Source organism: Pseudomonas sp. G5001 (genome assembly GCF_013385475.1).
Taxonomy (GTDB): domain Bacteria; phylum Pseudomonadota; class Gammaproteobacteria; order Pseudomonadales; family Pseudomonadaceae; genus Aquipseudomonas.
Window position 1 is genome coordinate 62,725 of sequence record NZ_JACAPZ010000046.1, and the last position, 13,138, is coordinate 75,862.

Below are 13,138 nucleotides of genomic sequence, written 5' to 3' on the forward strand. Positions count from 1 at the left end.
CGGTTCCAATCGTCCATTTGTGCAGATTCGGCTTTCTCGACAATTCCAACAAAAGAGAGGCAATACCATGGGTGTTTTCGACTATAAAAACCTCGGCACCGAGGGCTCCAAAGCGTTGTTCGCCGATGCCATGGCGATCACGCTGTACTCCTATCACAACCTGGACAACGGCTTTGCCGTGGGTTACCAGCACAACGGTTTTGGCCTGGGGCTGCCCGCCAATCTGGTGGGGGCGCTGCTGGGCAGCACCGATTCACAGGGGGTTATTCCAGGGATTCCCTGGAACCCCGACTCGGAAAAAGCCGCCCTCGAGGCGGTCAACAAGGCCGGCTGGACGCCCATCAGCGCCAGTACCCTGGGCTACGGCGGCAAGGTGGACGCCCGTGGCACGTTCTTCGGTGAAAAGCCCGGCTACACCACCGCGCAGGTGGAAGTGCTGGGCAAGTACGATGGCGACGGCAAGCTGCTGGAAATCGGCATTGGTTTTCGCGGGACTTCGGGGCCTCGGGAAACCTTGATCAGCGACTCCATCGGCGATCTGGTCAGCGACCTGCTGGCGGCGCTGGGGCCCAAGGATTATGCGAAAAACTACGCCGGCGAAGCCTTCGGCACCTTGCTCAAGGATGTCGCGGCGTATGCCGGCAGTCATGGCCTGACGGGCAAGGACGTGGTGGTCAGCGGTCATAGCCTGGGTGGCCTGGCGGTCAACAGCATGGCCGACCTGAGCGGCAATAAATGGTCGGGGTTCTACAAGGACTCCAACTATGTGGCTTATGCCTCGCCAACCCAGAGTGCCGGCGACAAGGTGCTGAACATCGGTTATGAAAACGACCCGGTGTTTCGCGCGCTGGACGGCTCGTCGTTCAACTTCTCCTCACTGGGCGTGCACGACAAGCCCCATGAGTCGACCACGGACAATATCGTCAGCTTCAACGATCACTACGCGTCGACGCTGTGGAATGTCCTGCCGTTTTCCATCGTCAATGTTCCCACCTGGCTTTCTCATTTGCCCACCGGGTATGGGGATGGCATGACGCGGGTCCTGGACTCGCAGTTCTACGACCTGACCAGCCGGGACTCGACGATTATCGTGGCCAACCTGTCGGACCCGGCCCGGGCCAATACCTGGGTGCAGGACCTCAACCGCAATGCCGAGCCGCACAAGGGCAACACGTTCATCATCGGCAGTGATGGCGATGACTTGATCCAGGGTAGCAAGGGCGTGGATTTCATCGAGGGCGGCAAGGGCAATGACACTATCCGCGACAACAGCGGGCATAACACCTTTCTGTTCGGCGGGCAGTTTGGGCAGGACCGGGTGATTGGTTATCAGCCGACCGACAAGCTGGTGTTCCGGGACGTGGAGGGCAGTGCGGACTGGCGTGACCACGCCAAGGTGGTGGGGGGCGATACCGTGCTGAGCTTTGGCGCGGACTCGGTGACGCTCGTTGGCGTTGGGCTCGCCGGGGTTTGGGGCGATGGAATTTCCATCAGCTAAGTAGCGCCACAGATTGATCGTTCCCACGCTCTGCGTGGGAACGCCGCCCCGGACGCTCTGCGTCCAACGGCCAACCCACGGTTCATGTCTTGCGCAGTGGTGACGCGGAGCGTCACGGGATGCATTCCCACGTAGAACGTGGGAACGATCATGGCAAAGAAAAGTGGGAGCCGACGGGCTCCCACTTTTTATTTCTCCTTCATCACGGTCGCGACGTCATCGGCCTTGACGCGAATATGCTTGCCGGCGATGTCGGTGAATTCGTAGAAGCCATCGGCCGTTTTCGCGTTGGGCACGTCCTTGGTCAGGTATTGAGTGCCGTTCTGCAACGTCACCACCGTCTGCGTGGAGCAACCGGCCAATACCAGCAACGTGAACATACCCACCGCCAGACCCAAATTCTTCATGCTCATAACCCTTACCCTGATCCTTCGAAAACCCCGCACCTGAGCGGTCGGGGGAGACTCATTTAATGTGGCTGACAGCCATCTGATCATTATTACGCAAAAAGTTGCGTGTGCCTTTGATCTATTACTGATTGCAACAGTCGGTCAGGGACGGCACTCTGTATGCATAAACAGTGGTTGATCCAGTGCCTGACATGTCCAATCCCCTAGAAGATCCGCTCTATTACCTGCATAACTTCCGCCAAGTGCTCGCCTGGCTGGGGCAGCGTTATGCCGATTTGCTGGCCCCGGACGAAGAGCATTTCATTCAGCAATTTGACAGCTTGCCGCAGGCTTCCCAGGCGTTACTGGTACGCATGGTGATGCGCAAGGGCGCGCATTTCCGGGCGGGCAAGCTCAACTATGTCGAGATCGGCGCGGTACACGAGGCGGTTGTGCCTTTGCTGGAACAGGGTTGGGTGACGGATCAATGCCTGTTGTCGTTCGCCGAGTTGTTCGGCCTGTTGCAGAAAGCGGAAATCCTGGCGGCGTTCAAACCCTGGATCGAGCAACCCAAGGCCAGGAAGGCTGACTGGCTGGAAACGCTGTCAACGCAGTTTTGTGAACTGCGTCACTTCCAGCACTGGTGCCCGGACCTGGCCGATCAGCTTTACAGCCTCACCGTGATGGAACTGTGCGACCGCCTGCGTCTGATGTTCTTCGGTAATCTCTATCAGGACTGGTCAGAATTTGTGCTGGCGGACCTGGGGATCTTTACCTACGAGAAAGTCGAATTCTGCGCCGAATCCCGCGGTTTGCGCAGCCGTGACGATGTGCACGGCTTCCTGTTCCTGCATCAGTGCCAGCAGGCCTTTGAAGCGGGCGAGGCACTCGATGGCGTGCTGGAACAAATCGCTACCTTGCACACCGACAACCCCTGGCTGGAGAAACGTCGGGCCAAGTTGTTGTTCCAGGTGGGCCAGTATTGTGAGCGCAGCGCCGAGTTGGCCCTGGCGGAAGCTATCTACCGGGGCTGCACCTATCCCGGCGCACGGGCGCGGCTGATCCGGGTGCTGGAGCGCCAGGAGGATTTTGCCCAGGCGATGGGGCTGGCCCGTGAGGCGCAACAGGCCCCGGAAAGCGCTGCCGAACAGCAGCACTTGCTGCGCGTGATACCCAGGCTGCGACGCAAGCTCGGCGAGCCGGCGCTGCCCAGGGCAAAACCCCGCGAGATCGTGCGCCTGGACCTCGAACTGCCGGCCCCGGAACCGATGATGTCGGTGGAGTATTGCGTACAGGCGCACCTCAGCGACCATGGTGCACCCGTGCATTACGTCGAGAACAGCCTGATCAATTCGCTGTTTGGCCTGCTGTGCTGGCCGGCGATTTTCGCGCCGTTGCCGGGGTCGTTTTTCCACCCGTTCCAGCGCGGGCCGGTAGACCTGCACAGCGAGGATTTTCATCTGCGGCGCGCCGAGCTGTTCGCCGAGTGCCTGGGCCAACTGGACGATGGGCGCTACAAGCACACCATTCGCCAGCGTTATGTAGACAAATGGGGCATCCAGTCACCCTTCGTGTTCTGGAACGTGCTCAGCGAAGAACTGCTCGATCAGGCCCTCGACTGCCTGCCAGCGGCGCACCTGCGCCACTGGTTCGAACGCCTGCTGCTGGATATCCGCGCCAACCGCGCCGGCATGCCCGACCTGATCCAGTTCTGGCCCGAAGAAAAAACCTACCGCATGATCGAAGTCAAAGGCCCCGGTGATCGCCTGCAGGACAACCAGTTGCGCTGGCTGGAGTTCTGCGGCGAACACCAGATGCCCGTCACTGTGTGTTATGTGCGCTGGGCGGGGCAGGCCGCTTGAGCTACAGCGTCGCGGTGCGTGCATTATGTGAATTCACCGCCAAGGTCGGCGACCTCGACCTGCGTTTTACCCCGTCTCCCAGTGCCCAGGAAGGGATTGTCGGCCACCGCACGGTGGCCTCGCGGCGCAGCGCCCATTACCAGAATGAAGTCGCGCTGGAGGGCGAATACCAGCAGTTGAAAGTCCGGGGCAGGGCGGATGGCTACGACCCGGACCGCAACCAGCTGGAAGAGGTGAAAACCTATCGCGGCGACCTGGACAAACAACCGGCCAACCACCGGCAACTGCACTGGGCACAGGTCAAGGTCTACGGCTGGTTGATGTGCCAGAAGCTCGGGTTGTCGGAGATTGTCCTGGCGCTGGTGTACTTCGACATTGTTGGCGAGCACGAGACGCTGCTCAGCCAACGGTTTCAGGCTGACGACCTGCAGGCATTCTTCGTGCAGCAATGCGCCCTGTTCCTCGGCTGGGCCGAACAGGAAATGCACCAGCGCGAAGCCCGCAATGCCGCAGCGGTTGCCCTGGGCTTTCCCCATGCGGCGTTTCGCCCGGGCCAGCGCGCCCTGGCGGAAACGGTCTACAAGGCGGTCAGCACCGGCCGCTGCCTGATGGCCCAGGCGCCTACCGGGATTGGCAAGACCGTCGGCACGATTTTCCCGATGCTCAAGGCCATGGCGCCGCAACAGCTGGACAAGGTGTTCTTCCTGACCGCCAAGACCCCGGGCCGCAAACTCGCGCTGGATGCGGCGCAAGTGCTGTATGACAGCAGCCCCGATCTGCCATTGCGGGTGCTGGAGCTGGTGGCGCGGGACAAGGCCTGCGAACACCTGGACAAAGCCTGCCATGGCGACTCCTGCCCACTGGCGAAGGGGTTCTATGACCGCTTGCCGACGGCCCGCGAAGCTGCTTCCCGCGTGCGCCTGCTGGACCAGCGCAACCTGCGGGAAGTCGCCTTGGCCCATGACGTCTGCCCCTATTACCTGAGCCAGGAAATGGCACGCTGGGCCGACGTGGTGGTCGCCGACTACAACTATTACTTCGACTTCGGCGCCATGCTGTTCGGCCTGGCCCAGCTCAACCAGTGGCGCGTCGCGGTGCTGGTGGACGAAGCCCACAACCTGGTGGAGCGTGGCCGCTCGATGTACAGCGCGGCCCTCGACCAGTACACGCTCAAGACCCTGCGCGAGATCGCACCCGAGCGGCTGAAAAAGCCGCTCCAGCGCCTGAACCGTGAGTGGAATGCCCTGCACAAGGAGCAAGTGGCGCCTTATCAGGCCTACGCCCAGAAACCCGACAAACTGCTGCAGGCGCTGAGCCTGTGCACCAGCGCCATGGGTGAATATTTCAACGACCATCCCGAAGCACTCAATGGCGAACTGCAAGCCTTCTACTTCGAGGCCTTGCAGTTTGCCAAGGTCGCCGAGCTGTTCAACGAACACTTCATTTTCGACATCAGCAAACGCGAACTCAGCGGCAAGCGCAGTTCATCGAACCTGTGCCTGCGCAACGTGGTGCCCGCCGAATTCATTCGGCCCCGGCTGACGGCGGCCCGCAGCAGCGTGCTGTTTTCCGCAACCCTGAGCCCACGGCACTACTACGCGGACTTGCTGGGAATGCCGCCCGACACGGCCTGGGTGGATGTGGAATCACCGTTCAAGGCCGAGCAGCTGCGGGTGCATATCGTCGACCGGATCTCCACCCGGTTTGTGCATCGCCAGGCGTCCCTGGAGCCCATCGTCGAGCTGATTGCAGCGCAGTTTGCCCAGGCGCCGGGCAACTACCTGGCGTTTTTCAGCAGTTTTGATTATCTGCAGCAAGTGGCGCAATTGCTCGCCGAACGGCACCCGCGCATCCCGCTGTGGCAGCAGTCACGGGGCATGGCCGAGGCTGAACGCCAGGCATTTCTCGACCAGTTCACCCAGCACAGTCAGGGCATCGGGTTTGCCGTGCTTGGCGGCGCATTCGGCGAAGGCATCGACCTGCCGGGCACCCGGCTGATCGGCGCGTTTATCGCCACCCTGGGTCTGGCGCAACTCAACCCGGTGAACGAGCAGCTCAAGCTGCGGATGGGCGCGATTTTCGGCGCCGGTTATGACTACACCTACCTTTATCCGGGCATCCAGAAGGTGGTGCAAGCCGCGGGCCGGGTGATCCGCAGCCAGCAGGACCGAGGGGTGGTAATGCTGATTGATGACCGGTTTGGCGAAGCGCGGGTGCGGCAGTTATTACCGCGCTGGTGGTCGATCACTGCGGCGGATACACCGCATCCCGCAACTGGTGGGTGAACTGGCCGGACATGCCTTCGTAAGCCGTATTGGTCAGTGCCACCACCGTAAGCTTCTGCTGCGGGTCGACAAACCAGCTGTGACCGTAGGCGCCGCCCCATTCAAAGGTGCCCCGGGATTGCGGTGTGCCTGTCAACGCCGGGTCATCCAGCACCGCCCAGCCATAACCGAACCCCCAGCCCGGGTCCTGGGTTTGCGCCTTGGCGCCGACCGAATCGGTGACCATCAACTGCACGCTGTGTGCCGACAGGATCGGAGCGCCGCCCCGGCGAATGGTTTCCAGGAACCGCGCAATATCACCTGCCGTCCCGGCCATGCCTGCGCCGCCGGAAGGGTAGGACTGGGGATCGAGAATCCGCCGCACATCAAACAGCGCGGTGCTGTTGCCCGAGGTGATCGTGGCCTTGTCGACCATGCGCAACGGCTGTGGCGAGCCATCCTGATAGGCGGCGGACAGGCGTTTTATATCCGTCACGGAAAACCCGGTATCGCTTAGCCCCAGTGGTTCGGTCACCGAGTCGCGGAGCAATGCCGGCAGGCTCTGGCCGGACGCCTTTTCCAGCACCGCACCCAGCACATCGGTGGCCATCGAATACTGCCAGCGGGTACCCGGCGGGTAACTCAAGGGCACGCTGGCGATGCGCTTCAGGTTCTCGGCAAAGCTGATTTCCGGCTCGCCCAAACCATCGGAAACCCCGGCGGTGCGGTAGGGTCCGTGCGGGCTTTCCAGAAATCCATAGCTCAGGCCGGCTGTGTGGTTAAGCAACTGGCTGACGGTGATCACCGGGATGGTGCCATCCGCCAGCTTGGGATTGAAGTCGGGCAGCCAGCGGCTGACCGGATCGTCCAGGCCCAAGCGACCTTGTTCCACCAGGTGCATCGCGGCGGCGGATACCAGCGGTTTGGTCACCGATGCCAGGCGAAAGATCGTGTCCTCTGTCATCGGGCGCCCGTCTTCGCGGTCCGCCAAGCCGGCAGCACGGTGATAAACCAGCTGCCCGTCCCGCAGCACCAGCACCACGGTGCCCACCAGGCGATTGTCGGCAATGGCGCTGTCGACCACCGCATCCACGCGCTTGGCGAGCAGTGGGTCGTGGCTGTCGGCGCAGGCGAGGGTGGCGCAAAGGGAGGCGGCAAGGGGCACGAGGTATCTGGCAGGAGGCTGCATGGTTCAGGTCGCTCATTGGCAGTGCATGACTGCCAAATATGAACGCTGGGGTCCCGGACTACAACGTGACATTGCACAACTGCTGACTCACTGCCCATAAGCGTTCGGCCTGCTCCGGGTCGACAGCCCAGGGCCATACGCCGTTACGGCTGGTGTCATCCTGCGACCAAGCGGCCACATCGCAATCTTCGCAGTAGAGTCCGCCCATGCCCTCCAGCTGCGGGCTGACAGCGCACCACACCGAGGTCGCGGCGCCTTGCTCGGGGCTCTTGTAGTGACTGGCGCTGCGGATATTGCCGTGCTCATCCAGTGCGCCGACGAATGCCAGGTCGTCCTTGTCCAGGTAGCGGATCAGGTCGGTGAGGATTTCCCCCGGGTGCACGGAAAATGCGCGCACACCCTCCGCTTTACCTCGTCGGTCCAGTGCTACCGCGAACAGTGCGTTGGCGGTTTTTGATTGGCCGTAGGCGAGCCACTTGTCATAGGGGCGGTGTTCAAATTGCGGGTCATCGAAATGCACAGGGCTGAGACGATGGCCGAGGGATGATACCGAAACCACTCGTGCGCCATTAGCCTCACGCAGCGCCGGCCACAACCGCGCGGTTAGCTGGAAGTGGCCCAGGTGGTTGGTGGCGAACTGCGCTTCGAAACCTCGCGTATCCCGTTGCAGTGGTGTGGCCATGATTCCGGCGCTATTGATCAGAAGGTTCAATGCCCGGTCGCTGGCGAGGAAGTTTTCGGCAAAACGGTCGATGGAAATCGGGTCGAGTAAATCCAGGCTGGCGTGTTCAACACCGATGATGCCCGAGAGGTTGCGTTCGGCCTTTTCAGGATCCCGCGCGGGAACGATCACCTGCGCACCCGCGTCGACCAACACGCGAACCGTTTCCAGGCCAATGCCAGAGTAGCCACCGGTGACAATCACCGTCTTGCCTCGCAAATCGCTGCCCGCCAAGGCTTGCTGGGCGGTAGTGCCGGCATCGAAGCCGCTGCCAATTGGGGTTTGTTTGTCAGCCATGAAAGATCTCCTTATGGGAGGCCTAGAGTCTCTCGCTGGAGCCCGGACGCGGAATGCCCTAGAGTCCGTGTTTCTGTCGCGATCGTCCGGAGCTTTTATGGATACCCTTTCCGATGTGCTGGCACTGTTAAAAAGCCATCGCTCGACCTTCGCCGGCCTGAAGGCTGGGGGCACCTGGGCCATTGACTTTGCGGCGCCGGATGGCATCAAGTTCAACGCGGTGGTGGAGGGTAGTTGCTGGCTGGAAGTGGAAGGGCTGGCAGTACCGATACGCTTGTATGAGGGAGATTGTTTCCTGTTGACCCAGGCACGCCCGTGGAGGCTGTCCAGCAATCTGTGCCCTGAAGGACTCGATGCACGTGAGGTGTATGCCGACGCGGTGGGCGGCATCGCCACGTTGGGGGACACGGTGGATCTGTTTTTGATCGCCGGGCGCTTTATCTACGGGGACGACGCCCGACTGTTGCTGGATAGCCTGCCGCCGGTGTTGCGGGTGAGTGCCAACTCCGAACAGGCCGCCGTGTTGCGTTGGTGCCTGGATCGCCTGGCCCGGGAATACGCCAGCCCGTTGCAGGGAGCGGCGCTGATGACCGAGCATTTGGCGCAAATGATGCTGGTGCAAATCCTGCGGCTCTATCAATCTTCCATGGGCACCCATACCACCGGCTGGCTGGGAGCCTTGACGGATCCAAGGCTGGCCCCGGTGCTGCGGGAAATTCACGCAGCGCCCGCCCGGCGCTGGACATTGAGTGAAATGGCCGGCGTGGCGAGTCAATCCCGCTCCACCTTCGCCTTGCACTTCAAGCAACGGGTAGGGCTGGCACCGCAGGAATACCTGACCCGCTGGCGTATGCACCTGGCGGTACAGGCCTTGAAAGCCAGCGACAACAGCGTGTCCACGATCGGCCAGTCCCTGGGTTATCAGTCAGACAGCGCTTTCAGCAATGCTTTCAAGCGCGTGATGGCTTGTTCTCCCCGGGAATACCGCGAGCGAACCCCACACAAGGAACCCAGTGATGAGTGAAACCCAGCAGCAGAAGGTCAAGGTCAACGGCATTGAGTTGAACGTGCACATCGCCGGCCCCGAGAGCGGCCCGCCGGTGTGGTTGCTGCATGGGTTTCCCGAGTGCTGGCACTCCTGGCGCGAGCAGATTCCGGCGCTGGTGGCCCAGGGTTATCGGGTGTTTGTCCCGGAAATGCGCGGCTATGGACAATCCAGCGCGCCGCCGGAAGTGGCCGACTATGACCTGCTGACCCTGTGCGCCGATATCCAGGGCGCCATGGACCTGTTCGGGCATCGCCGGGTCGTCATGATTGGCCATGACTGGGGCGCCGTGGTGGCCTGGCACCTGGCGTTGCTCGAGCCAGAGCGCGTCAGCCAGTTGGTGACGATGTCGGTACCGTTCGCCGGACGCTCCCGCAGGCCGGTGATCGAGATCATGCGCGAGCTGTACGCCGATCGCTTCAATTACATCCTGTACTTCCAGGCCCCGGGCGTGGCTGAAAAGGAACTGGATGCCGATATCGAGCGGACATTACGGCTGTTCATGCAGGACCAGGACGTTTTCCTGCAGAAGAAACCCGCCAGCGCGAAGCTGCTGGAAGGTGTGCCGCTGCCCGGTACGCTCCCGGCCTGGTGCAGCCAGCAGGACCTCGACGTGTATGTTCAGACCTTCGCCAATGACGGCTTTCGCGGCCCGTTGAACTGGTACCGCAACTTCGAACGCAACTGGCAGCGCACCGAGTTCCTCGCCGGCAGGCAGGTGCTGCAGCCGACGCTGTTCCTGATCGGTGACCGCGACCCGGTCGGCGTGTTCGAAGCCCACACCCTCAAGCGCATGCCCGACGTCGTGCCGAACCTGCAACAAAGCGTCCTGCCCAACTGCGGCCACTGGATTCAGAACGAGCAGGGGCCCAAGGTCAACGAACTGCTGCTCGGGTTTCTAGGGCGAACGTGAACGTCGCGCCGCGTCCTGGCACATCGATCAGGCGGATTTCCTGACCGTGCAGTTGCAGGATCCGGTGCACGATGCGCAAGCCCAGGCCGCCATCGCGTCGAGCCCCACCAATGGTGAAGGCGCGCAGGAACAGACCTTCGCGCAGATCCGCCGAAATCCCGGGGCCGCTGTCGCTCACCGTGACTTCAACAAAACCGGACTTGGGGGCCAGGGTCACTTCAACTTCGCCATTGGGCGGGGTATGGCGCAGGGCGTTATCCAGCAGGTTGGTGAGTACCCGTTCGATCAGGCCCAGGTCGGCCAATACGGTTGGCACCACCGGTGGCAGGCTGGCGGTGAGGGTGATCGCCCGGGCTTCCGCGGTCAGTTCAAACTTCTGGAAAATGTCCTGCACCAGGTCGGGTAACGAAAAGCCTTCGATGACCGGCTGCACAAACCCGTGTTCCAGGCGTACCAGTTCCAGCAGCGACTGGGCCAGCCCGCCGACCTTGCGGCTCTGGTCGAGGGCGATGCCCAGGTAACGCCGGCGTTCCTGCGGGGTCAGGCTGGCGTCTTTCAGGGACAGGGTTTCCAGGTAGCCATGCAAGGAGGCCAGCGGTGTGCGCAGGTCATGGGAAATATTCGCGACCATCTCCCGGCGTTCCTGCTCTTGGTGGGTGATGGCGCGCCACTGTTCACCCAGGCGGTTCTCCATCTGCACGAAGGCGTGGTCGAGCACGGCTATTTCATCCTGGCTGGCAACCTCGGGCGCCACGGCCTGCGGGACTTTCGGTGCGCCGTTGATATCGAACTGGCCGACCTTCTCGGTCAGTTGCCGCAAGGGCCGGGTGATCCAGGCGAACGCGGTCAAACCCGCGAGCAAGCACAACAATGCCACCAGGGCGATGGACCACAGGGCGATGTTCAGTGCCATGCCGGTGGCATCCCGGGCGTCGAACACATCATGGGCTTCGCCCAGCAGCACTACATACAGGTAGCCGGCCTGCTGGCCGTTGACCCGCAGCGGCGCGGCGCTGAACACCTTGAGGCCGTCGACGCTGCGCGGGTCGTCGCCGAGGATCGGCAGCATCGCGCCGCTGAGGAAACGGCGCACCGGTTCCAGGTTGACCTGGTCGCGGCGCAGGTGGCCGCTGGGCGCAGCGTTGCCGACCACGCGCCCGTTAATGTCCAGCAGGTACACCTCGACACTCGGGTTTACCAGCATCAACTGGCTGAACAGGTTGCGCACCGCGTCCGGCTTGAGACCGTCGGCGTCCATCAACTGCGTATCCCGGGCGATGTGCGCGGCGAGGTCGCGGGACAGGCCTTGCACCACTTCCAGTTCATGCATGTGGTTGGAGCGCACTTGCAGCCAGGCCGACGTGCCGCTGCAAATCAGCAGCAACAGCGCGAACACCAGGGACAGGCGCTGGGTAAGGGTCAGCCTCATGCCGATTGCTCGGCAAACTTGTAGCCACGGCCCCACACCGTGAGGATGCGCGCCGGGTTGGCCGGATCGGCCTCGACCTTGGCCCGCAGGCGGTTGATATGGGTATTGACGGTGTGTTCGTAACCTTCGTGACTGTAGCCCCACACGGCGTTGAGCAGGTCCATGCGCGAGAATACCTTGCCCGGTTGGCGGGCGAAAAAGTACAGCAGGTCGAATTCCCGGGGCGTGAGGTCCAGCCGCTGGCCTTGCAGGGTGGCGTCACGGGTCAGCGGGTTGATGAACAACTGGCCGAGGTCGAGGCTGCCGGCGTCCATCTTCAAGTTGCGCGCCATGGCGTCGACCCGGCGCAGCAGCGCCTTGACCCGCGCCACCAGCTCCGGCATGGAAAACGGCTTGGCCAGGTAGTCATCCGCCCCCAGTTCCAGGCCGAGGATGCGATGCAACTCGCTGGAGCGGGCACTGGTGATAATGATCGGCGTGTAGCGCGTCATCGCCCGGGCCCGCCGGCAGATCTCCAGGCCGTCGACGCCGGGCAGCATCAGGTCCAGGATCAACGCATCCCAGCCGCCTTGCTCCAGCAGGCGCAGGCCTTCGTCACCATCGGCACTGTGAACCACCTCGAACTGCTCGTCCCGCAGGTGCAGGCAGATCAAATCGGCAATATGGGCATCGTCCTCGACCACCAGGACACGTTTGGGCTGATCCATTGATAAAAACCTGTCTTCTTGATTCGCGCATTGTGCGGCTTTTGCAACAGTGTAGTTATCACGAATTGTTTAACTCTGCGTGAGGATTCCGCGACCACCCCGGGCCTAACCTTACTCATCGCAACGGCCAAAGTACGCCCCCCTCATTGTGGCGAGGGAGCTTGCTCCCGCTGGGTCGCGCAGCGGCCCCAAAAAAGCCGGGAGCGCTGCGCACTCCAGCGGGAGCAAGCTCCCTCGCCACAGTTTGTTTGTCAGCCATAGGGGCTTCGCCAGCCATCCGCACTTGTGTGAGGAGCAACTCATGTATTCACGTCGACAGATCCTGCTCGCCGGCGGCGGCCTCGGCCTCGCAGTAATCGCCGGTGGCCTGCTGCAAAAAATCAACGCCGGCCCCGCCCTGATCGCCGAAGCCGAAGCCGCCGAAAATTTCGAAGTCAGCCACACCGACGCCGAATGGCGCACCCTGTTGACCGCCGAGCAGTACGCGATCCTGCGGGAGGAGGGCACCGAACGCCCCTACAGCAGCGCCCTTAACAGTGAACACCGCAACGGCACCTTCGCCTGCGCCGGTTGCGCTTTGCCCCTGTACGCCTCAGCCACCAAATTCGAAAGCCACACCGGCTGGCCCAGCTTCTGGCAACCCCTGGAAAACGCCGTGGCCAGCCACGTCGACACCTCCTTCGGCGTGGTACGCAAGGAAATCCACTGCCGCCGCTGCGGCGGTCATCAGGGCCACGTGTTCGATGACGGCCCGGCACCCACCGGCCTGCGCTACTGCATGAACGGCGCAGCCATGACGTTCACCGCGACTTAATTCAATGTCT

Annotated in this window: 11 protein-coding genes; 6 read left to right on the forward strand and 5 right to left on the reverse strand. The window is 62.2% G+C overall.

Annotated elements, in window-relative coordinates:
• The first annotated feature begins 67 nt into the window (after positions 1-67).
• A complete protein-coding gene (locus HX805_RS29005) occupies positions 68-1,498 on the forward strand; it encodes a lipase (RefSeq protein WP_177117533.1) in 1,431 nt (476 codons plus the stop codon).
• Between the two features lie 188 nt (positions 1,499-1,686).
• On the opposite strand, the gene HX805_RS29010 is transcribed toward HX805_RS29005, so the two are convergent.
• Entirely contained in the window at positions 1,687-1,911 is a 225-nt protein-coding gene (locus tag HX805_RS29010; RefSeq protein ID WP_102369114.1) for a YgdI/YgdR family lipoprotein, read from the reverse strand.
• A 188-nt stretch (positions 1,912-2,099) separates the two neighbouring features.
• Between HX805_RS29010 and HX805_RS29015 the strand changes: the two genes are divergently transcribed.
• Both HX805_RS29015 and HX805_RS29020 read left to right on the forward strand, forming a co-directional pair.
• Positions 2,100-3,749 carry a VRR-NUC domain-containing protein gene (locus HX805_RS29015; RefSeq protein WP_177117534.1) on the forward strand — a complete coding sequence of 550 codons (1,650 nt, stop codon included), beginning with the start codon at positions 2,100-2,102 and terminating at the stop codon, positions 3,747-3,749.
• On the forward strand, positions 3,746-6,034 hold the full coding sequence (locus HX805_RS29020) for an ATP-dependent DNA helicase (RefSeq protein WP_177117535.1): 2,289 nt from the start codon (positions 3,746-3,748) through the stop codon (positions 6,032-6,034). The genes HX805_RS29015 and HX805_RS29020 overlap by 4 nt, the downstream gene beginning before the upstream one ends.
• Here the strand turns inward: HX805_RS29020 and HX805_RS29025 are convergent.
• Positions 5,994-7,202 carry a serine hydrolase gene (locus HX805_RS29025; protein WP_177040570.1) on the reverse strand — a complete coding sequence of 403 codons (1,209 nt, stop codon included), beginning with the start codon at positions 7,200-7,202 and terminating at the stop codon, positions 5,994-5,996. The genes HX805_RS29020 and HX805_RS29025 overlap by 41 nt on opposite strands.
• A 58-nt stretch (positions 7,203-7,260) precedes the next feature.
• The gene (locus HX805_RS29030; protein WP_134326656.1) at positions 7,261-8,220 is read right to left on the reverse strand and encodes an oxidoreductase; all 960 of its coding nucleotides are present in this window, start codon (positions 8,218-8,220) and stop codon (positions 7,261-7,263) included.
• A 97-nt stretch (positions 8,221-8,317) separates the two neighbouring features.
• On the opposite strand from HX805_RS29030, the gene HX805_RS29035 reads away from it, so the two are divergent.
• Both HX805_RS29035 and HX805_RS29040 read left to right on the forward strand, forming a co-directional pair.
• The gene (locus HX805_RS29035) at positions 8,318-9,244 is read left to right on the forward strand and encodes an AraC family transcriptional regulator (protein WP_177047957.1); all 927 of its coding nucleotides are present in this window, start codon (positions 8,318-8,320) and stop codon (positions 9,242-9,244) included.
• Positions 9,237-10,178, forward strand: a complete 942-nt coding sequence (locus HX805_RS29040; RefSeq protein WP_177117536.1) for an alpha/beta fold hydrolase — start codon at positions 9,237-9,239, stop codon at positions 10,176-10,178. Before HX805_RS29035 ends, HX805_RS29040 begins: the two co-directional genes overlap by 8 nt.
• Here HX805_RS29040 and HX805_RS29045 read toward each other — a convergent pair.
• Both HX805_RS29045 and HX805_RS29050 read right to left on the reverse strand, forming a co-directional pair.
• The gene (locus tag HX805_RS29045) at positions 10,141-11,607 is read right to left on the reverse strand and encodes a HAMP domain-containing sensor histidine kinase (protein WP_003217087.1); all 1,467 of its coding nucleotides are present in this window, start codon (positions 11,605-11,607) and stop codon (positions 10,141-10,143) included. The genes HX805_RS29040 and HX805_RS29045 overlap by 38 nt on opposite strands.
• Positions 11,604-12,314 carry a response regulator transcription factor gene (locus HX805_RS29050; RefSeq protein WP_003217086.1) on the reverse strand — a complete coding sequence of 237 codons (711 nt, stop codon included), beginning with the start codon at positions 12,312-12,314 and terminating at the stop codon, positions 11,604-11,606. Before HX805_RS29050 ends, HX805_RS29045 begins: the two co-directional genes overlap by 4 nt.
• 301 nt (positions 12,315-12,615) lie before the next feature.
• Here HX805_RS29050 and msrB point away from each other — a divergent pair, with 301 nt between their 5' ends.
• Positions 12,616-13,128 carry a peptide-methionine (R)-S-oxide reductase MsrB gene (gene msrB / locus HX805_RS29055; protein ID WP_177010013.1) on the forward strand — a complete coding sequence of 171 codons (513 nt, stop codon included), beginning with the start codon at positions 12,616-12,618 and terminating at the stop codon, positions 13,126-13,128.
• The last annotated feature ends 10 nt before the right edge of the window (positions 13,129-13,138 follow it).